At 32.8% G+C, this 20,502-nt stretch carries 19 protein-coding genes, 1 tRNA gene, 1 riboswitch and 1 other annotated feature; of the genes, 18 read left to right on the top strand and 2 right to left on the bottom strand.

The features are described from left to right. Positions 1–10: 10 nt before the first annotated feature. Positions 11–532 carry a CDP-diacylglycerol--serine O-phosphatidyltransferase gene (gene pssA / locus CLMAG_RS22005; RefSeq protein ID WP_066627587.1) on the bottom strand — a complete coding sequence of 174 codons (522 nt, stop codon included), beginning with the start codon at positions 530–532 and terminating at the stop codon, positions 11–13. 415 nt (positions 533–947) lie between these two features. Between pssA and CLMAG_RS22010 the strand changes: the two genes are divergently transcribed. The 11 genes from CLMAG_RS22010 to nth all read left to right on the top strand — a co-directional run bounded on the left by CLMAG_RS22010 (position 948) and on the right by nth (position 12,253). Beyond that, on the top strand, positions 948–1,613 hold the full coding sequence (locus CLMAG_RS22010; protein WP_066627589.1) for a TVP38/TMEM64 family protein: 666 nt from the start codon (positions 948–950) through the stop codon (positions 1,611–1,613). 67 nt (positions 1,614–1,680) lie between these two features. After that, positions 1,681–2,106, top strand: coding sequence for a CBS domain-containing protein (locus CLMAG_RS22015; RefSeq protein ID WP_066627596.1), 426 nt, complete (start codon positions 1,681–1,683; stop codon positions 2,104–2,106). Between the two features lie 256 nt (positions 2,107–2,362). Then, positions 2,363–3,253 (top strand): YegS/Rv2252/BmrU family lipid kinase, encoded by an 891-nt coding sequence (locus CLMAG_RS22020; protein WP_066627599.1) that lies wholly within the window; start codon positions 2,363–2,365, stop codon positions 3,251–3,253. A gap of 421 nt (positions 3,254–3,674) precedes the next feature. Next, positions 3,675–4,061, top strand: coding sequence for a hypothetical protein (locus CLMAG_RS33935; protein ID WP_242873108.1), 387 nt, complete (start codon positions 3,675–3,677; stop codon positions 4,059–4,061). A 164-nt stretch (positions 4,062–4,225) separates the two neighbouring features. Further along, positions 4,226–4,395: riboswitch (M-box (ykoK) riboswitch) on the top strand. A gap of 235 nt (positions 4,396–4,630) precedes the next feature. Then, positions 4,631–5,893: a magnesium transporter gene (locus CLMAG_RS22030; protein ID WP_066627605.1), complete on the top strand. Its 1,263-nt coding sequence runs from the start codon at positions 4,631–4,633 to the stop codon at positions 5,891–5,893. A gap of 15 nt (positions 5,894–5,908) precedes the next feature. Continuing rightward, a complete protein-coding gene (locus CLMAG_RS22035; RefSeq protein WP_066627608.1) occupies positions 5,909–7,132 on the top strand; it encodes an Nramp family divalent metal transporter in 1,224 nt (407 codons plus the stop codon). 401 nt (positions 7,133–7,533) lie between these two features. Beyond that, positions 7,534–8,283 (top strand): spore cortex-lytic enzyme, encoded by a 750-nt coding sequence (gene sleB, locus CLMAG_RS22040; RefSeq protein WP_066627611.1) that lies wholly within the window; start codon positions 7,534–7,536, stop codon positions 8,281–8,283. A 64-nt stretch (positions 8,284–8,347) separates the two neighbouring features. Beyond that, positions 8,348–8,594 (top strand) — a binding site (T-box leader). Between the two features lie 75 nt (positions 8,595–8,669). Next, complete coding sequence (gene cysK / locus CLMAG_RS22045) at positions 8,670–9,581, top strand: cysteine synthase A (protein WP_066627614.1); 912 nt, start codon at positions 8,670–8,672, stop codon at positions 9,579–9,581. Between the two features lie 272 nt (positions 9,582–9,853). Further along, positions 9,854–10,453 carry a serine O-acetyltransferase EpsC gene (gene epsC / locus CLMAG_RS22050; RefSeq protein WP_066627617.1) on the top strand — a complete coding sequence of 200 codons (600 nt, stop codon included), beginning with the start codon at positions 9,854–9,856 and terminating at the stop codon, positions 10,451–10,453. Between the two features lie 64 nt (positions 10,454–10,517). Beyond that, on the top strand, positions 10,518–11,498 hold the full coding sequence (gene queG / locus CLMAG_RS22055; protein ID WP_066627620.1) for a tRNA epoxyqueuosine(34) reductase QueG: 981 nt from the start codon (positions 10,518–10,520) through the stop codon (positions 11,496–11,498). A 113-nt stretch (positions 11,499–11,611) separates the two neighbouring features. Continuing rightward, positions 11,612–12,253, top strand: coding sequence for an endonuclease III (gene nth / locus CLMAG_RS22060; protein WP_066627622.1), 642 nt, complete (start codon positions 11,612–11,614; stop codon positions 12,251–12,253). Positions 12,254–12,689: 436 nt separating this feature from the next. Here the strand turns inward: nth and CLMAG_RS22065 are convergent, their stop codons facing one another. Beyond that, the gene (locus tag CLMAG_RS22065) at positions 12,690–13,925 is read right to left on the bottom strand and encodes a competence/damage-inducible protein A (protein WP_066627624.1); all 1,236 of its coding nucleotides are present in this window, start codon (positions 13,923–13,925) and stop codon (positions 12,690–12,692) included. A gap of 185 nt (positions 13,926–14,110) precedes the next feature. On the opposite strand from CLMAG_RS22065, the gene CLMAG_RS22070 reads away from it, so the two are divergent. The 7 genes from CLMAG_RS22070 (at position 14,111) to trxB (ending at position 20,422) form a co-directional block, all read left to right on the top strand. Next, positions 14,111–15,250, top strand: a complete 1,140-nt coding sequence (locus CLMAG_RS22070; protein ID WP_066627626.1) for a VanW family protein — start codon at positions 14,111–14,113, stop codon at positions 15,248–15,250. A 54-nt stretch (positions 15,251–15,304) separates the two neighbouring features. After that, positions 15,305–16,678: a VanW family protein gene (locus tag CLMAG_RS22075; protein ID WP_066627629.1), complete on the top strand. Its 1,374-nt coding sequence runs from the start codon at positions 15,305–15,307 to the stop codon at positions 16,676–16,678. Between the two features lie 172 nt (positions 16,679–16,850). Beyond that, positions 16,851–16,937: transfer RNA gene (locus CLMAG_RS22080), tRNA-Leu, on the top strand. Positions 16,938–16,962: 25 nt separating this feature from the next. Beyond that, entirely contained in the window at positions 16,963–17,745 is a 783-nt protein-coding gene (locus tag CLMAG_RS22085) for an N-acetylmuramoyl-L-alanine amidase family protein (RefSeq protein ID WP_066627631.1), read from the top strand. Between the two features lie 298 nt (positions 17,746–18,043). Continuing rightward, entirely contained in the window at positions 18,044–18,511 is a 468-nt protein-coding gene (locus tag CLMAG_RS22090) for a tRNA (cytidine(34)-2'-O)-methyltransferase (RefSeq protein WP_066627634.1), read from the top strand. Positions 18,512–18,526: 15 nt separating this feature from the next. Next, on the top strand, positions 18,527–19,366 hold the full coding sequence (locus CLMAG_RS22095; protein WP_066627636.1) for a DegV family protein: 840 nt from the start codon (positions 18,527–18,529) through the stop codon (positions 19,364–19,366). Positions 19,367–19,501: 135 nt separating this feature from the next. Continuing rightward, positions 19,502–20,422 (top strand): thioredoxin-disulfide reductase, encoded by a 921-nt coding sequence (gene trxB / locus CLMAG_RS22100; RefSeq protein WP_066627640.1) that lies wholly within the window; start codon positions 19,502–19,504, stop codon positions 20,420–20,422. Positions 20,423–20,502: the final 80 nt, after the last annotated feature.

The following is a 20,502-nucleotide window of genomic DNA, read 5'->3' on the forward strand; positions in this document are numbered from 1 at the left end:
CACACCTATTTTAGAATTTTTTAAATCTGTGCTTGCAAACCATAAGATAAGATAAAGCAGCTAACAATATTACTGTAACACCTGTAGGCGCTAAATAGTTCATTGTAACTAGGCAATATAAAGCCATGAACATACCTGCAAAAGTTATTGGAATTCCATAGAATTCTCCATCAAATGCAGTAACGTTAAATCTAGCTAATCTATAAGCTCCGCATATTGGGAATAATAAAAGTAATGAATATCCTAAAAGTCCTAAATTTGAAAATCCGTAAATATTAAATGCAAGGATAGAAGGAGCAACACCGAAAGAAACTACGTCTGCAAGGGAATCAAGTTCTTTACCTAATTCATTTGATACATTTAAGTATCTAGCAACTCTTCCGTCATATCTATCAGCTAGACATGCTAGCAATATGAAAATACCTGCCCATTTGTAATTTTCTTGAAATGTCATCATTAAAGACATTATGCCGCATCCTAAGTTGGCAAAAGTGAAGGCATTAGGTACAGCGCTTTTAGCTATTTTAGCCATTATAATCACTCCTAAACAATAATTACTGTTCTGTATTATACAAACACAAAAAAGTATATAATAGTACTAAGTATATTATAACTCATTTCACTAAATTATTTAAGTAGCAATATACTTTTTTTATGGAAAAATTATAAATTTTTTGTTAAAATAGAGTAGGTTTATGAAGTGAAACTTGAATCAGGGGGAGTTTGTCTACGACCACGGGGCTTTGCCCGTTAAATGCCATTTAGGCATTTAACCTCCACTTGATTCTTAGTTGAACGAATCCAGGGATGTAGCCGGTCTTTACTCCCACTTTGAAGAAAAGCAGAGAACCAAAATCTATGATTTTGTGTGAATCGCTTTCACAGAGTGCGTATGGGAGTATTAGAGCGGGTAATCATCGGATAAAATATAGAGAGTTGAGTGATATATGAAGAATAATAAGAAGAATTTATTGAAGTATTTAGCTCTAGCAGTGATTCTTGTAGTTATTGTATTTTTAGTATTTAAGTTTAGAAGACATTTCATCCATGTAAACTTAAGAGATATGAGAAGATATATTCTTAGCTACGGTGAGTTTTCTTCAATAATTTTTATATTAATTTATTCATTGAAACCTATACTATTGGTAATTCCTACTTCATTGCTATCTATTCTTGCGGGAAATATTTTTCAGTTCCACACAGCTGTTCTAATGAGTATGATAGGTTGTTTTGGTTCAGCCACAGTAGCCTTTTTTTTATCAAGGCTTTTAGGCAGAACATTTGTAGACAAGATTCTTAAGGGTAAAGCTATGACATTGGATTCAAATATAGAAAAACATGGATTTAAAATTATGCTTCTAATGAGATTAGCTGTGGTGTTTCCATATGACCCTCTAAGTTATGCAGCAGGGCTTACCAAAATGAAATATAGAGATTTTATTCTTGGAACATTGATAGGGGTTTTCCCGGAGATGGTTACCTATGCCCTTATGGGTAAAAATATACATCATCCTTTTTCACATAAGTTTATAATACCTATAGTAATAGTTATTGCTTTAGCTGTTGTTGCATCCTATATGTACAAAAAATCCAGTAATGGGAATAATTCATAAGTAAGATAGTCTTCTTTATAGGAAACAATAATGTTATTACATTATAAAAGGAGAGGTGTTTTTACAGATGAAAGTAAAGGATATAATGACAAAATCAGTAATCAGTTTAGACTCTAATGATACTGTACAAAAAGCAGCTAGTATTATGAGTGAACATAATATAGGATCAGTTCCAGTATGTGAATCTAGTAATGTTATAGGAATTATTACAGACAGAGATATAGCTTTAAGATGTGTAGCAGAAGGAAAAGACTGTAAAAATCAATCGGTAAGAGATATTATGTCTTCCAATCCGGCAATAGGCACACCTGATATGGATGTACAGGATGCTTCTAGAATAATGAGTGAAAGACAAATAAGAAGACTTCCTATAGTAGAAAATAATAGTTTAGTTGGAGTAGTATCCTTAGGAGATATAGCTGTTGATCCAAAGCTAAATAATCAAGCAGAACAGGCGTTGAGCAGCATATCAGAACCAAGTACTCCTAGGTAAAAATATTTATAAGGTGAATAAATCCACAAGAGACCGTAGGAATCTTGTGGATTTGTTATATAAAGTGTTATAATGTAATAGTTAAATTTACAAAATGAGTTGAAGCAAGATCTTAATTCAGACGGGATTCTTATCCCCTCTGAATTTTAGAGCTGCGAATGCATGACTAACTTGGCGTTAGACTCCCACTTGGAACAGGTGGGAGACTTACGCCAAGTTAGTCAGGTAAAACATTATTAAAGTAGGGGAGTTTTATATGTATAAGGTAAGATTTATTTATAATCCATATTCAGGAGAAAATACTATAATAACTGATATTGATAAGGTTATAATGGTACATCAAAAATATGGCTATGAAGTTGTACCTTATAGAATCAGTTTTGATTTTGATATGAGTAGGGCTTTCGAGAATATGGATGAGACTTATAAATATGTATTGGTTGCGGGGGGAGATGGAACAGTAGATACAGCTGTTAATCATATGAAAAATCTGGGGATTGATCTTCCTATAGCAATACTTCCAGTTGGAACGGCAAATGATTTTGCTAAGTTTATAGGTATACCAGAGGAAATTGAAGCTGCTTGTGAACAGATATTAAGTAGTAAGCCTAGAAAGTTAGATATAGGAAAAATAAATGATAAATATTTCGTAAATGTGGCAAGCACTGGTTTGTTCACTGATGTATCGCAGAAAACAGATGTAAACTTAAAAAATACAATGGGTAAGTTAGCTTACTATGTAAAGGGAATAGAGCAACTTCCTAACTTTAGAAAACTGAAGATAAAAGTAAGTTCAGAAAATGCTGTTTTTGATGGACATATGTACTTAATGTTAATTTTCAATGGGCAAACAGCAGGAAATCTTAAGTTTGCTTATAAGGCAGAGGTCAGTGATGGTTTACTTGACGTAATCATAATAAAATCAGGACCAATAAAAGACATGATAACACTGTTTATTAAGATGTTAAGAGGCGATCATTTAGAAGGATCACCAGGACTGATATATTTTAAAACAGATAGAATAGAAGTAGAGTGTCATGAAGATATAGTGACAGACATAGATGGAGAGAGAGGTCCAGATTTTCCGCTTGTTATAGAATGTATAAAACAAGGAATTGAGGTCTTGGGTGTAAATATTCAAGAGTAAAGGTGCATGAATTTTTGCATCTTTTTTTTATCCGATGACTACCCGCTCTAATACTCCCATCCAATTTAAGTTTCTTTCTCACAAAGAAAAATAGTAATATAAAATAAATTGTTGTAATAAATATAAATTAGTAACATTGTAAAGTGAGGGAACTATGATAAACTTCTATATTTATATTTTTTTATTAATAATTGTATTTCTTCTACTGTTTACAGCCACCTATCTAACTAGATTTGCCCCTAAAAAAATTAAGACTATTACTATATTTATAATTTTAGCAATGTTTGTTAGATATTTTTCATCTTTAATATTATTCTTATCTAGTAATATAAAGTACCTATATTTACTTAAAGTTTTTTTCTTTTTAAATTTAGTTAGCGTACCTTTATTAGCGTTAACAGTGCTATATGTTTTTGTAAGAATGGATAACATTAAATTTTCTTATATTTTTATAATAGCGTCAATAATATTAGGTATATATGCTGTAGCAATGTACAAGTGTCCAGGCTTCTTACAAAGTACTGAAAACCATGGATACACCATACTTTTTCTAGAGCATATGTATATATATTGGATATATATAGTAGTAAACACAATAATTTTGTTCACAGCAATAGGTTTAATTAGTAAGAAAAGTATAATTAAAATTGGTATGTATTTTGTAGCTTTATCTGCTCTTGGAACTATATTGGAGTTAATACTGTGGACGATGGGAATAATGCTGCTGCAAGAGATTATATTGGGGGATGTCCTTTGGATTTCAACATTAGTTTATGCATTAAATAAAGTGAAGAAACGAAATATTTAAATTAGAAAATGGTGAAAAATAGGTATAAATAACAGTAATGTTGAAATAAATAGGGATAAAAGCGCGTATTTAAAGAAATTTAAATAAATTCACTATTTATAGTTGCATTTTGATAAATTTATACTATAATAATAGTGTAAAAGAAAGTTTTAAAATTGTAATATATTTATTTATGTTAGGTGAGGCTCCTATATAGATATACGCTACTGCCCGGAAACATCGAGAGATGCCAATGGGTCAACAGGTACTACCGAATCAAGGTTTTACTTAACGTAGCTGGACTTTTAAAAGTCTAAAGCTATATAGTGCTAAAACTCGGACTTAAAAAGTTTTAGTTTGCAAGGAGAGCCTTTTAGGTTCTCTTTATTTTTTTTATATAGGTGGTGTGGTTAAATGGAGATTGGCCCTAGTAGTGGCTGGTTAAAGTTAAAACAAAAATTTAATATTGGAACTATACAGAGGGACATTTACACCAAATAGATAAAAAATGACCCGCGTTGAATATTTGCATTTCTATAATTTCTTATCTTTGATGTAAATATTCCTCTGTATTTAAGGGAGGAATATTTATGAAAAAGTTGTCCGGTTTCTTCTTAAGTAAAGTTCTCCATAGAAAAATCTATGATGAATTTAATGAATCAATAGGTAAGCTTTGTGATATATATGTAACTACTGAAGGTGGAATGCCAAGAGCTATAGGATATCAGGTGAAAAAGGATGGAGAGCTAATAAATTGTGAGTTTAAGCATATTTCTTTCTACGAAGATGATGAAAAGATAATCATAAAAGGAGAAGGCGTAAGAGAAATCATTCTTCAAAAATATTCATATCTTTTATCTAAGCACTTATTAGATAGACAGATAGTAGATATAAATGGTAAAAAGCTTGTAAGAGTTAATGACCTGAGAATTGCTGAAATAGCAGGTGAATTTAGGGTAGTAGCGGTAGATACAGGCGTTCTTGCGTTGGGCAGAAGGCTTGGTGCAGAGTACTTAGTGAAAAATTTGTATAAATTGTTTAATAAAAAACCAGCAGATAGTCTTATAGTATGGGATAATGTAGAATCATTAGAGATGTTAAATGATAATCTAAAGTTATCTATACCTTATAAAAAACTTTCCAAATTACATCCAGCAGATTTAGCAGATATACTTGAAGACATGGATATAAATTATAGAAAAAAGGTACTTGAAAGTATTGATCAAAATCTTGCTGCCGATATATTGGAGGAAATTGAACCAGATATTCAAGCAGATATTTTAGAAAATCTAAGTCAAGCAAAGAGAGATGAACTTTTGGATAACATGCCAAATGATGAGATTGCAGACATATTAGATGAAGTTGATGAGGAGACTGCTGAAAAAATACTTCTTAATATGGAAAAAGAAGATGCAGATGAAGTTAGATCACTTATGAAATATGAAGAAGAAACTGTTGGAAGTATAATGAATAAAGATTTTATTGCTTTTAACATAAGTATAACAGTAGGAGAAACTATAGAATTATTAAGAGAAACAAAACCTGAAGATGAGGTTTCACACTATATATACATTACAGATAAACAAGAAAGACTGCAAGGAGTAGTATCTCTTAAGGATTTACTTTTATCTAATCATCAGAGTAAGTTAAGAGAAATTATGAATAGTAATATAACCATGATAAATGATAATGAAAATATAGATGAGGCTATAGAAGTATGTGTTAAATATGACCTTCTTTCCCTGCCAGTAGTAGATGACGAAGAAAAATTATGCGGTATAGTTATAATGAATGATATAGTTGAGGAAATACTAATACCGACATGGAGGAAAAGATTTAAAAAGGTAGGATAGAAAGAAGGAAGATACATGAAGAATAAAAATAAATTTTTTATTATATTAAGTATAATTGGATCTGGACTCATTACAGCAAATGCCGGAAATGATGCAGGTGGGATTACCACCTACTCTGTAGTTGGAGCTCGTTATGGATATTCAATGCTATGGGGGATCTTGGTGATAGCTATAGGACTTGCAATTATTCAAGAGATGAACGCAAGAATGGCAGTAGTAACTGGAAAGGGACTCTCAGATTTAATAAGAGAAAGATTTGGCGTTAAATGGGCTTTTTTTGCTATGTTTGTGCTTTTGATAGCAAACCTTGGTGTATGCATAGGTAACTTTGCAGGTATAGCAGCTAGCTTAGAGCTATTTCATATAAGTAAGTATATATCAATTCCTATATTAACCGGACTTATATGGTTTATATTAACTAAGGGAGATTATTCAAAATCAGAAAAAATATTTTTATTCCTTACTGTTACGTTTTTGGGATATGTTGTAACTGCTTTTCTAGCAAAGCCTGACTGGGGACACGTAATTACCAGTATTGTAAGGCCGCAAGCTAAATTTGATAAAGGATACTTTTTAATGTTTATAGGAATGGCAGGTACTACTATAACACCATATATGCAGTTTTATCTTCAATCATCCATTGTAGATAAGGGAATATCTATTAAAGAGTATAAATACGAGAAAGCTTATGTTTATATAGGAACAATATGGGCCATATTGACAGCGATATTTATAACTATATGTACAGCGGAGACCTTATTTAAGGCTGGTATAAATATAGATTCAGCTCAAGATGCAGCTTCTGCCCTTGGACCACTAGCCGGAAATTATTCATTATTATTATTTGCTGTTGGACTTTTTGGCGCATCATTTCTAGCCTGTTGTGTTATACCATTATCTACTGCCTATGCTATATGTGAAGCTTTTGGATTTCAAAGTGGATTAGACAATAAGATAAAAGAGGCACCAGTATTCTTTGGATTATCCCTATTTATGATAGTTATAAGTGCGGTTATAGTACTTATTCCTAATATATCATTAATTAACATAATTTTAGTTACTCAACAATTAGCAGGTGTCTTATCCCCTGTAGTATTAATATTTATGATAATATTGATAAATGATGATGAAGTTATGGGTAAATACGTTAATAGCTCAATGCAGAATTTTATAGCAAAGTCTACTGTTATTTTAATAATTGTGTTAACAGCACTGGCTATAGGAGCAAACTTTATTTAAATGAAATCAGATTTTATGTATTAGAATATTATAATACATAAAATCTGATTTTATTTTTTTGCTCTAAAGTTAATTTTCTTAGATTTATATTCAACGTATTTTTTATAATTTTGTGTGCACACTAAAATTTGTAGAGAAAAGTTTATCTGATGACTATCCGATCTAATACTCCCTACGCACGGTGTGAAAGCGGTTCGCACCAAATCAGAGATTTGGGCTCTCTGCTTTTCTCCAAGAGTACGTTGCGAGCGGATACGTCCTTGGATTCGTACGACTAAGAATCAGATGGGGGTTAAATTCCTAAATGTCATTTAATGGGCAAAGCCCCGGGGTCGCAGACAAACCCCACTTGATTCAAGTCTTAACTTCATAGTCTACTAAAACAATTAAGGAGTGATTATATGGTCAAAAAAAGTTATAAATTTAAGAAAGAAATAGTACTTGTGATTGCTATTATGTTTACATACATCACTACCTCTGTAGCCGTAGCGCCTTATAATAATGCAGCAAGAGCTATATCATATTCCTATGGTTCTTCAGGAAATATTGTTTTAGAAATACAAAGGAGACTTAAGGCTTGGGGATATTATGAAGGAGGTTTGGATTCCTCCTATGGCTATAGAACTTATGTAGCAGTTAAGAGATACCAAGCTGCAAATGGTTTAAAAGCTGATGGTGTAGCAGGAGATCGAACACTTACATCCCTAGGTATTAATGCAGGACAGTATGCTGGTAGGGGAGGTACTACTACTACTACTACTACTACTACTACTACCACTGCTGCTAAAAAAACAACACAAAATCAAGATGTATTACTTTTAGCAAGACTTATAAATGGGGAAGCTAGAGGTGAACCTTATGAGGGGCAAGTTGCAGTAGGTGCAGTAGTTTTAAATAGAACAAGAGATTCTAGGTTTCCATCAACAGTAGCAGGTGTTATTTACCAACCAGGCGCTTTTACAGCTATAGTAGATGGGCAGATACATGCTGAAATGAAGCAAAGTTCTATAAATGCAGCAAGAGACGCATTAAACGGATGGGATCCTTCTGGGGGCGCAGTGTATTATTTTAATCCAGCAACATCAACAAATGGATGGATATGGTCAAGGCCTTTAATTAAGATTATTGGAAAACACAGATTTTGTAGATAAAAAGTGTTGACGAATTTAAAAAAAGGTCATATAATATTAATATAGTAATCATAGTGAAACAGTCGGAAATGCGTTGAAAAAGGAAAGTAACTTAAATAGAGTTTTGCAGAGAGGAAATTATTTGCTGGGAGATTTCTAAACAAAGTTTATGTGAAGTGCCCTTTGGAGTAGTGTACCGAAATTAAGTAGGCTACATCGGGTTCACCCGTTACAGTGATAGAGCATAGAAATGTGTTCGAATGGAAAGCTGAGGTCTTTATTATTGGAGGACCTAATTAGAGTGGAACCGCGGATTCAACCCCGTCTCTAGAAATTTAGAGATGAGGGTTTTTTGACGTAAAAAATATAATTATGTGAAAATATATAATAAAATGGAGGAATAAAAAATGATATTTAATAATGCGATAGACATGATAGGAAGCACACCTTTGTTTAAACTTAATAATATGGTAGATGAAGATATGGCTGATGTATATGTAAAGCTTGAAAAGTTTAATCCAGGTGGAAGTATAAAAGATAGAGCTGCTCTTGGTATGATAGAAAAAGCTGAAAAAGAAGGAACTATAAAACCAGGAGATACTATAGTTGAACCTACTAGCGGTAATACTGGAATAGCTCTTGCTATGATAGGAAAATTAAAAGGATACAAAGTAATAATTGTTATGCCAGAGACTATGAGTATTGAAAGAAGAAACATGATGAAGGCATATGGTGCAGAGCTTGTGCTTACTGATGGTTCTAAAGGTATGAAAGGTGCTATAGAAAAAGCAGAAGAAATAGCAAATGGGAAACAAGGATATTTTATACCTCAACAATTTATAAATGAAGCAAATCCGTTAAAACACTATGATACTACTGCAGATGAAATAATGAAGGACTTAAAGCAAGTAGATGCTTTCGTTGCTGGAGTTGGTACAGGTGGAACAGCAGCAGGTGTAGGTGCAAGATTAAAGGAATATGATAGCAGCATAAAAGTTGTAGCGCTAGAGCCATCAAAATCACCAGTTATATCAGGTGGTCAGCCAGGACCTCATAAAATACAAGGAATAGGAGCTGGATTTATTCCAGATATTTATAAAAAAGAAATAATAGATGAAGTTATTACTATGTCAGATGAAGATGCTTTTGAATATGCTAGACGTATGGGTAAAGAAGAAGGTATACTAGTAGGAATATCCTCAGGTGCAAATATAGCTGGAGCGATAAAACTAGCTAAACAACTTGGAAAAGGTAAAGTAGTTGTTACTGTAGCACCAGATGGGGGAGAAAAATACTTATCTATGGGCTTATATGACTAATCTTTCAGTAAGGTATTTTTAGGCATCTTCAAAAAAATAACTAGTCAATCTGCTAGTCTATTTTGTGTCATACTGCGTCGGCAGGACCCTTAGATAGGGTTGGCTATCTGCGGAACCTGTCTCCTTGTCTGACACAAAATATCCGTCCCATCTTTGACTTGTGATTTTCTTTCAGATGCCATAGGAATACCTTACAACAAACTTTTCTAATTGGGCTATAGATATAAATCAGAGTGAATTAGTAAGAATTAATAAAAAGGGGTTGTATTTTAATGAAAAATCCATTTAGGTCTTTATCCTATGATTTAAAAAGTGCTATGAAAAATGATCCTGCGGCTAGAAGCCCAATAGAAGTATTTCTCTTATATCCTTGCATACATGCACTTATTCATCATAGAATTTCACACGCTTTGTATAAAAGAAAATATTTTTTCTTAGCTAGATTAATATCTCAGGTTTCTAGATTCTTTACAGGTATAGAAATACATCCAGGGGCAACAATAGGAAAAGGATTATTTATAGATCATGGTATGGGAGTGGTTATTGGAGAAACTGCTGAGATAGGCGACAATGTAACCTTGTATCATGGAGTGACTCTCGGTGGAACTGGTAAGGATACAGGAAAAAGACACCCTACTGTAGGAAACAATGTTACAATAGGAAGCGGAGCAAAAATTTTGGGACCTATAATGATTGGTGATGGAGTTAAAGTTGGAGCTAATTCAGTAGTTTTAAAGGATGTGCCAGCAAACTGTACTGCAGTTGGAATACCTGCTAAAATTGTATATAAGAAATCAAAGCCCACACCAGTGATTCAAATAAAGGATTATAAGGGAAGAGTAAAGCAGATATATAATGAAATGGTTATATAATGTGAAACTTGAACTAGGTGGGAGTATTAGATCGGACTATTATCCGGTAAAGTAGGTGGAAAATTTGGATTACAAAAATAGTATACTAGAGTATTGTAAAAGCTTAGGCCTGTATACTGTTGGTTTTACTAAATGTAGAATATTTAGCGAACTAAAGACTTATTATGAAGACAGAAAGCTTAGAAATTTAGAAAATGAATTTGAGGAAAAAGAGATAGAAAAAAGAATAAATCCTTTTTTGTATATGGAAGACGGGAAAACAATAATATCTATTGCTTTTCCCTATTTATTTGATTCTGATTCTAAAGAGCATATAGACTTTTCTAAATATACTAAAGGGAGAGATTATCATATAATTGTTTCTGCCTATCTAAAAAAAGTTTGTGAGTTTATAGAAGGATTAGGTGGCAAAGCAATTTATTTTGTGGATAGTAATGCTCTTCCAGAAAGATATATCGCAGTTCAGTGTGGAATAGGCTTTGTGGGCAAGAATAATACAGTTATCACAAAGCAATATGGTTCTTATGTTTTTTTAGGAGAGATACTAACTGATCTTTATGTAGAACAGGATAATCCACAAGAAGATAAATGCGGTAGTTGTAATATCTGCCAAAGTAGTTGTCCCACTGGTGCTATTCAAGGAGAGAATATTCCTAATAAATGTTTATCTTATATAACTCAAAAAAAAGACATTGAGGATGAATGGTTTTTAAAGCTTAAAGGCAGAATTTTTGGTTGCGATACCTGCCAAAAAGTTTGTCCTCACAATAAAGAAATATCCTTATCTAAAATAGAAGAATTTAAGCCTTTTGATTTTATGGAAAAAGTGAATTTAGAAGAATTGGCTAACATAGATAAAAAAACCTTTAAGGAAAAATACAGTCAAACATCCTGTGGGTGGAGAGGGAAAAACGTACTTCAGAGAAACGCTTTAATCAATGCTATAACCTTAAATAAAGATATAAAAGTTAGTGAAATTAGCTCACCTTATGTAAAAGATTATTATGATAGACTTTTAAAGTCTCTTAATAAAAAGAAAACATAGGGAGACTTTTGCTTAAATTCATTATGGGGATATTATAGGTTATTTTTACTTGATTTGTGATACAATAACTTATAAGCTTTGCCAAATTATGATTAATAGTGTAGGTGAAATAGATGGAAAAAGAAAATACGGAAAAGATATTAAAAATATTAAGCGAAACCTATCCTGATGCAAAATGTGCTCTTAATTTTAACTCACCTTATGAATTATTGATATCAACTATATTATCAGCACAATGTACGGATGTAAGAGTAAATCAAGTCACAGAAGAATTATATAAAGAATACAACACACCGGAAAGAATTATAAGTCTTACAGAAGAGGAATTAGGAGAGAAAATTAGAAGTTGTGGTTTTTATAAAAATAAAAGTAAGAATATATTAGGAGCTACAAGAGCCATACTTGAAGAATACAGTGGAGAAGTGCCAAATACCATGGAGGAACTTATAAAGCTGCCCGGTGTGGGAAGAAAAACAGCTAATGTAGTACTCTCTAACGCCTTTGGTGTTCCAGCAATTGCTGTAGATACACACGTATTTAGAGTATCTAATAGATTAGGTATTTCTAAAGGTGATACACCAGATCAAGTAGAAAAAGGTCTTATGGAAAACGTACCAAGAGAAATGTGGAGTGATGCCCATCACTATATAATATTTCACGGAAGACAGATCTGTAAAGCAAGAAAACCTAACTGTGAACAATGCCCATTGGCACCTTGCTGCGAATACTTTAATAATGAGAAAAATGAATTGTAAACTATGTATTTAGATGCTTAACTTATTATAGGTAATTATGTACTTATATCTAATAGTATATTTAATTGTTTTTTTATGATTCTTGGCGAGATATATACCGAAAACTTAGAACTTTTGATTGTCTGAGCGACAGTGAGTTATCAAGAGTTCTTAGTTTTTGGTATATAGGGAGTCTTAGAATCATTACAAACAATTAACAATACAGAGGATATAAGTATATAATTACCGGTGATAAGTTAAGTATCGATTGCTAGAGCTATTTTATCCGATGACTACCCGCTCTAATACTCCCATACGCACTCTGTGAAAGCGACTCACACAAAATCAGAGATTTTGGTTCGCTGATTTTCTTCAAAGTGTACGTCATGAGCGGATACGTCCCTGGATTCGTTCAACTAAGAATCATATGGGGTTGAAACCCCATATGATTCAAGTTTCACTTCATAAGCTCTCTTCGTAGCCAGTCTAGTGCTGCTATAGCAGTTCTTCTTCTTATCATTTCTCTATTGCCAGAAAGCTCCAGCTTTTTAACTTGAGCATTGCCATTGATGGAAAGACCTACATATACAAGCCCCACAGGCTTCTCAGGTGTTCCGCCTCCAGGACCAGCGATTCCAGTTGTTGATAAGCCTATGTCTGTTCCAGCAGTTTTTGCAATACCTTCTGCCATTTCTCTAGCAGTTTCTTCGCTTACAGCGCCGAAATTCTCCAGGGTTTCTTTCTTTACCTTCAGACGACTAATTTTTGCTTCATTGCTATATGTAACAGCACCTTCAAGAAAAACAGAAGAAACACCAGGATAATCTACAAGTCTGGATGCTATTAAACCGCCAGTGCAAGACTCAGCAGTAGAAATAGTAAGATTTTTAGATAAAAGTATTTCAGCTATTACTTCTTCAAGAGAAGTTTCATCTTCACCGTATATATTTTCACCTAATCTCTTACGAATTTCTTTTTCTACAGGTTCTATAAGCTTAGACGCTTCTTCTTCTGTATCTGCCTTAGAAGTAATTCTGAGAGTTACCTCCCACTCCTTAGCATAAGGAGCAACAGTAGGGTTTATGCTATCATTTATAATATCAGAAATCTTCTCAGCCATGATGCCTTCGCCAATACCGCAAATTCTTAAAACTTTGGATTTCAAAATGCCCTTACTATATTTTTTAAGAAAAGGTACTACAGAATCCTCAAACATAGGCTTCATTTCTCTTGGAGGTCCAGGTAACACAATAAGAATCTTATTAGTCTCCTCTATAACACATCCGGGAGCTGTGCCATGATTATTTGGAAGAATCAGTGATCCTTCAGGAAAATAAGCTTGCTTTATGTTATTTCCCTTTAGTTCACCTTTGCCATTTTTAATAAAATATGAATTTAGCTTATTCAGCGACTCTTGGTCTAAAACCATATTTTTCCTAAAATAATCTGCTCCAGTTTCCTTTGTGAGATCATCAGGAGTAGGGCCGAGACCTCCAGTTGCAATAACTAGATCAGCTCTAGCAAAAGCTTCTTCAAGTTCCTTCTTCAGTCTTTCTACATTATCTCCAACAACGGATTGATGGTATACGGAAATACCCAAGTCTGCTAATCTTCTGGATAGGTATTGAGCATTGGTATTCACAATGTCTCCAAGTAAAAGCTCTGTACCTATACATAATATTTCTGCGATCATTAATTAATTCCCCCGTCTTTATATATTTTTATATTCCGAATACTTCAATTCGAAATATATCCTTTAGATTATTGTACCAAACTTACATTAATATTATCTAGTAAATTAAAAGAGAGGTGGATTCTTCATACAAAAATTAAAAGTTCTGTAGTATAATAACAATAGAGAAGTAAGGGGTGGTTGGAATGGAGAGTAGCATAAAAAGCTCTAAGGGTAACTATATTTTTGGAATTATAGGGGCATTAGTTATTTTAGCTAGTGTACTAAGTGGTTATATAACCTATCACTATAGTGAAATAAAATACTGGGACAAACTGATATATCCTGGAGTTACTGTAGAAGGAATAAACCTATCGGGAAAAACGAAGGACCAGGCTGCATTAATCATTAAACAAATATACTCCGATAAAATATCAAATAATAAAATTAATATAACAGCAGTAGATAAAAAATATACACTGGATTATTCGAAAATAAGTCCAAAATACAATTTAAATCAAGTTATAGACCAAGTTTATGCCTATGGAAAAAATCTGAATTTATTTAGTAAGTACACTATAATAAAATCACCTAAGACTATGAATTATAAATTAAAGTTTTCTTATGACATAAATCCCATAAAAAGTACCATTGATAGTATTGAACAAGATGTAAACAAACAGCCTATAAATGCTTCTTTGGAGGTTATGAGTGATGGGTTTAATATAATACCAGAACAAAATGGAAGCAAATTGGACAAAGAAAAACTGGAAAAAGATATTTTAGCTCAAATTGATAGTGGTATGCTAGATAATGTTGAGTTTAAAGCATCCATGCTGGTAAGTGAGCCTAGGATTAAAGGAAGTATGTTAAAAGGAATAGATTCAAGAATAGGAGAATTTTCAACAAGTTTTGGAGGTATATCTTCTTCAGAAAGAGCAAATAATATATCCATTGCCACAAAGAGCATAAATGGAACGGTATTGCTACCAGGAGAAGAATTTAGTTTTAATGGTGTAGTAGGGGAAAGAACAGAAGATAAAGGGTATGAGGCAGCGCCTGTAATTGTAGATAATAAATTAGAGTCGGGACTTGGTGGAGGCATATGTCAGGTGTCTACAACATTGTATAATGCAGTAAATAATGCAGGCTTACCATCAATAGAACGAACTCACCATACATTGCCAGTTCATTATGTGGAGTCTGGTATGGATGCTACTGTAGACTATGGCAACATTGATTATAAGTTTAAAAATACATTAAATTCTCCAATATATATTGAAGCATATACATCAGCGGGAAATGTAGTCTTTAATTTATACTCCAATTCGACAGAAAGAAACTAATTTAAATAAATATTGTTTTATAGTATAATGATTAGGTACGAAGAGGTGATACCTATGGCAAGAAAAAAGAGAAGTGGTAAAAAAAGGTTACCGCTTGGAGTTATAGTCGCTGTTTCAATCCTAGCAGTTGGAATTGTAGGGTTTCTGGCCTATCAATATTATACTGTAAAGGCATGGTCAAACTTAATATATCCAGGAGTTAAAATTGAAGGGGAAAATTTAGGGGGAAAAAATAAAGAGCAAGCAAAACAAATAATAAATCAAAAATATGGATCTGTTGTCGTAAAAAAGAAATTAAATATAAGTACATCAGATAGAACTTATACCTTAGATTATTCTAAATTGAATCCTAAATACAATATTGATGAAGTAGTAAATCAAGCTCTTTCATATGGTAAGGAATTAAACTTATTAAAAAAATATAAATTAGTAAAAAGTTCAGAGGTTAAAGAATACAAACTTAAGTTTACATATGATTCAAAACCGGTAAATGAGCTTATTGATACCATTGAAAAGGAGATAAATAAAGATCCTGTAGACGCCAAATTAAATGGTAGTGGCGGAAGGTTTACTGTGGTAGCTGATAAAAATGGTAGCAAACTACAGAAGGAAGTATTACAAAAAGAAGTGGCTTCAAAGATAGATGGGCCCGTTGATTCTGATGTGAATATTAAAGCTCCTATTGAAGCTGTCACCGCTAAGATTACTGCGGATAAATTAAGTGCTGTAAACTATAGAATATCTAGCTTTTCAACAAATTACGGCTCTATATCTTCAGCAGAAAGAGCTAATAATATAATTTTAGCTACAAGAAGCATAAATAGAAAGATATTAATGCCTGGAGATACATTTAGTTTTAATGATGTAGTAGGAGAGAGAACCGCGGAAAAGGGATATCAAGCAGCTCCTGTAATCATAGGAAACCAAATAGATTCAGGATTAGGTGGAGGAATATGCCAAGTATCTAGCACTTTATATAATGCTATACTTAGGGCAAATATAAACTCAGTAGAAAGAGCTCATCATTCATTACCATCCCACTATGTTCCATTAGGTATGGATGCTACAGTTGATTTTGGCAATTTAGATTATAAATTTAAAAATACATTAGACTATCCATTATTTATTGAAGCAGATGCTAGTGGAGGTATTGTTTCATTTAATATATACAGTAATGAAGCATTATCTAGTACTATAACGGAAGTACGCTCACAGGTTTATCAAACTTTACAACCTAGTGTTAAATATGTTGATGATCCAACTTTGGCAGTTGGACAAACAGAGCAGACTCAAGCACCATCAACAGGCTACAAGGTAAAGGTTACAAAGAAAGCAATAAAAAATGGAGTAGTTATCAGCGATGAAGTTATAGCAGATGACTTCTATAAACCTGTAGATGCAGTGATAAAAAGAGGAACGAAGAAATAATCAAAATGCTTAGATTAAAGAGATGTCTTAAATCTAAGCATTTTAACTTTTTTTATTTGAGACATAAGCTCCTAGATAGATATCTGCATATGAAAAGTAAAAAAACATATAATTATATTCATTAATTTGGAAAAATATGATATAATAGTAATTAGAAAAATGTTCAAACTATGCGGGTATGGCGGAATTGGCAGACGCGCTAGATTCAGATTCTAGTGAAGGAGACTTTGTGCAGGTTCAAATCCTGTTATCCGCACCAATTTCTTTATAAGGAGATAATAGGTATGAGAATTGCAAACAAGAAAAGATTTATAATTTCTTGTGTTTTTTTTACCCTAGTACTGTCAATATTTGGGAAAATGTCTATTTTTCTTCAAAGGGATGGAACATCATTCCCAATAGTTATGGCTGTAGATAAAAATAAAGAAGAGAATAGTAATAACAACAAAAATTATACTATAGTCCTTGATCCCGGTCACGGTGGAGTTGATTTAGGGACAAGTTATAAAAACTTTAATGAGAAAGATTTGACTCTTAAAATTGTAAAATATGCGGAAGAATATTTGAAGGATGAAGGGTATGCTGTGGTACTTACAAGAAACGAAGACAAGCTAGTGCCTTTAAAAGAAATTGGAAATATTGCAAACAATTCAAATGCAGATGTTTTTGTTTCCGTACATATCAATTCATTACAGGATATTAATTATAAGGGGATAACTGGCTATTATTATGACGGTAAAGGATATGAAACAGATGAAAGAATAAAATTAGTAAAAACTATTGGAGATGAAATATTAAAAAGTGATAGTTGGGAAGACAAAGGGGTAAAAAGAGAGAATTTTGCTGTACTTAGATACACAAAGATGCCTTCTGCCCTAATAGAATGTGGCTTCATAACAAATGAAGAGGATAGAGCTAGGTTATCTAAAGATGAGGTATTAAAAAGATTAGCAGAAAATATTTCAAAGGGCATAATAAACTACTTGGATCATCAGGTTAAAAATGGATATAATAAAAATAGTGAGGATTATACAAAGCTTATGGTTGATGAAAAAAGCATGAAGTGAAACTTGAATCAGATGGAGTTTCAACTCCACCTGATTCTTAGTTGAACGAATCCAAGGACGTAGCCGCTCGCAACGTACACTTTGAAGAAAATGGGAGTATTAGAGGGGGTAGTCATCGGATAAAAGAAGCTTCGGACAAGAAACCTATATCTAATCAGAATAAAATGATGAATTAGTATACACCAATGGGAGAGGACAACTGTAAACTCTTTACTATTCACTTATTATGAGTTAATATATTTAAATGACTAGATATTATTGTAGCTTTTGATTGCAGCGGATTAAAGGAGGAATTAGGGTGAATTTAAATATAGTATTATTTCAACCAGAGATACCACAAAATACAGGGAATATAGCAAGAACTTGTGTACTTACAAATTGTAAATTACATTTAATAAAACCTTTAGGATTTAGCTTAGATGAAAAACATCTAAGAAGAGCGGGACTTGACTACTGGAAGGATTTAGACTTAAGTGTATATGAGTCATATGATGAACTTAGAGAAAAATACAAGGATTCAACCTTTTATTTTTCAACTACTCATGCGGAAAACTTATACAGTGAAGTTAACTTTAAAGATGGAGATTTTATAGTTTTTGGCAAGGAATCAGCAGGGCTTCCAGATGCAATAAGGGAAAGTGATCCTGAAAGGGGTATAAGGGTGCCAATGATAAAAACAACAACTCGTTCTTTAAATTTATCAAACACTGTTTCTATTGTTGTATATGAGGCGTTAAGACAGATGGACTTCCCAAATATGAAATAAGAAAGAGGTAAAGTTATGGGGAAAATAAAAATAATAACTGATAGTACTTCAGATTTACCCTTAGATGTAGTAGAGAAGTATGATATAGAAGTAATTCCTCTTTTAGTTAGTTTTGGAGAAGAAACCTATAAAGATGGAATAGATATAAATCTGCCTACACTTTTACAAAAAATGAATGGTACATCACAGTTTCCCAGAACCGCACAGATAAATCCACAAAGGTTCCTAGAGTGTTATAAAAGATATTTAGATGAAGGATATAAAATAGTTTCCATACATATTTCTTCAAAAATGAGTGGAACATACCAATCAGCCTGTGTAGCAAAGGAAATGCTTGAAACAGATGATATTGTTGTAATAGATAGCTTAAGTGTCACCTCTGGATTAGGACTTTTAGCAATAAAAGCAGCTAAATTAAAGGAAGCTGGATTAGAAATAAACCAGATATATGAAGAGATAATAAAATTAATACCACATGTGAAAAGTTCAATAGTTTTTAATAGTTTGGACAACCTCGTTAAAGGAGGAAGACTATCGAAAACCGCAGGAATTATAGGAAACATATTAGGAATAAAGCCAATACTATCTGTGCATAATGGAGAGATGGTTGTAACGGATAAGGTAAGAGGAAATAAAAAAGCAATTAGAACCATTTTAGACTACATGGATAGTATGGGAATTAAAGATGGAGAAGAGTCTCTAATTATACAGGTAGAGAACACGGATGTACGAGACGCATTAAAGGAAGATTTGGAAGAAAAAGGAAAAGTTTTCATTGAATGCCAAGTTGGATGCGTTGTAGGAGTACATTCAGGACCAAATGCCTGTGGAATATTTTTTATAGAAAAGTTTTAAAATATATATCCTTCGAAATGCAATTATAAAAATTTACTTCATATACCCGGTATTCACTAGAGTACTGGGTTAATTATATTTATAATATAATCAATTAAATTAATATATACTAAAAACTATAAGGGAGGTAATGTTATGGAAAAAATTTATGATACTATAATAATTGGTGGAGGACCAGCAGGTCTGTCAGCAGGATTATATGCAGCCAGATCAAAAATGAATACTTTAATTATTGAAGGAGTAAAATTTGGTGGTCAAGTGACAAGTACCTATGAAATTGAAAATTATCCAGGCTCAATAGAAAACTGCACAGGTCCATCCTTAAGTGAAAGAATAAAAAAACAAGCTGAAGAATTTGGTACAAAGTTTTCTGTTGATCAAATAATAGATGTAAATTTAGAGGGAGATACTAAAATAATAAAGGGCAAAAAAGACAGCTATGAAGCAAAAACTGTAATAATATGTACTGGTGCAAATCCAAGACTAGGTGGCTTCAAAGGGGAGCTTGAATTAAGAGGAAAGGGTGTTGCTTATTGTGCCACTTGTGATGCAGATTTCTTCACAGATTTAGATGTAGCTGTGATTGGAGGAGGAGACTCAGCAGTTAAGGAGGCTATATATCTTACGAAATTTGCAAAACATGTAACTGTAATACATAGAAGAGACTCATTAAGAGCATCTAAGTCTTTACAGGAAAAGGCTTTTGCTAACTCAAAGATAAGTTTCATTTGGAACTCAGTTGTTGAAGAAGCTATAGGAAAGGACGGATTGGAAAAAGTCTTAATAAAGAATAAGTTGACAGATGAAAGTAGCGAATTGAAGGTAGATGGATGTTTTGTGTTTGTTGGATATGATCCAGTTACTCAATTATTTGAAGGAAAGTTAAGCCTTGAAAAAGGATATATAGTAACTGATGAAGATATGAGAACAAGTGTATCAGGGGTATTTGCAGCAGGGGATGTAAGAAAAAAATCTCTAAGACAGGTTATAACTGCAACTGCAGATGGTGCAATTGCCGCCACAAGCGCTGAACATTATATAGAAGAACATAGCTAAGCTAAAATACAATTATTTGTCCGATGACTACTCGCTTTAATACTCCTGCTTCTCAAAGCATACGTTGAGAGCGGCTACGT

Origin of the sequence: Clostridium magnum DSM 2767 (genome assembly GCF_001623875.1) — a bacterium.
Taxonomy (GTDB): domain Bacteria; phylum Bacillota; class Clostridia; order Clostridiales; family Clostridiaceae; genus Clostridium_AM; species Clostridium_AM magnum.

Excerpts from the sequence above, each read along its gene's own strand:
- pssA (WP_066627587.1), bottom strand. The coding sequence starts at position 532 with ATGGCTAAAATAGCTAAAAGCGCTGTACCTAATGCCTTCACTTTTGCC.
- CLMAG_RS22010 (WP_066627589.1), top strand. The coding sequence starts at position 948 with ATGAAGAATAATAAGAAGAATTTATTGAAGTATTTAGCTCTAGCAGTG.
- CLMAG_RS22015 (WP_066627596.1), top strand. The coding sequence starts at position 1,681 with ATGAAAGTAAAGGATATAATGACAAAATCAGTAATCAGTTTAGACTCT.
- CLMAG_RS22020 (WP_066627599.1), top strand. The coding sequence starts at position 2,363 with ATGTATAAGGTAAGATTTATTTATAATCCATATTCAGGAGAAAATACT.
- CLMAG_RS33935 (WP_242873108.1), top strand. The coding sequence starts at position 3,675 with ATGGATAACATTAAATTTTCTTATATTTTTATAATAGCGTCAATAATA.
- CLMAG_RS22030 (WP_066627605.1), top strand. The coding sequence starts at position 4,631 with ATGAAAAAGTTGTCCGGTTTCTTCTTAAGTAAAGTTCTCCATAGAAAA.
- CLMAG_RS22035 (WP_066627608.1), top strand. The coding sequence starts at position 5,909 with ATGAAGAATAAAAATAAATTTTTTATTATATTAAGTATAATTGGATCT.
- sleB (WP_066627611.1), top strand. The coding sequence starts at position 7,534 with ATGGTCAAAAAAAGTTATAAATTTAAGAAAGAAATAGTACTTGTGATT.
- cysK (WP_066627614.1), top strand. The coding sequence starts at position 8,670 with ATGATATTTAATAATGCGATAGACATGATAGGAAGCACACCTTTGTTT.
- epsC (WP_066627617.1), top strand. The coding sequence starts at position 9,854 with ATGAAAAATCCATTTAGGTCTTTATCCTATGATTTAAAAAGTGCTATG.
- nth (WP_066627622.1), top strand. The coding sequence starts at position 11,612 with ATGGAAAAAGAAAATACGGAAAAGATATTAAAAATATTAAGCGAAACC.
- CLMAG_RS22065 (WP_066627624.1), bottom strand. The coding sequence starts at position 13,925 with ATGATCGCAGAAATATTATGTATAGGTACAGAGCTTTTACTTGGAGAC.
- CLMAG_RS22070 (WP_066627626.1), top strand. The coding sequence starts at position 14,111 with ATGGAGAGTAGCATAAAAAGCTCTAAGGGTAACTATATTTTTGGAATT.
- CLMAG_RS22075 (WP_066627629.1), top strand. The coding sequence starts at position 15,305 with ATGGCAAGAAAAAAGAGAAGTGGTAAAAAAAGGTTACCGCTTGGAGTT.
- CLMAG_RS22085 (WP_066627631.1), top strand. The coding sequence starts at position 16,963 with ATGAGAATTGCAAACAAGAAAAGATTTATAATTTCTTGTGTTTTTTTT.
- CLMAG_RS22095 (WP_066627636.1), top strand. The coding sequence starts at position 18,527 with ATGGGGAAAATAAAAATAATAACTGATAGTACTTCAGATTTACCCTTA.
- trxB (WP_066627640.1), top strand. The coding sequence starts at position 19,502 with ATGGAAAAAATTTATGATACTATAATAATTGGTGGAGGACCAGCAGGT.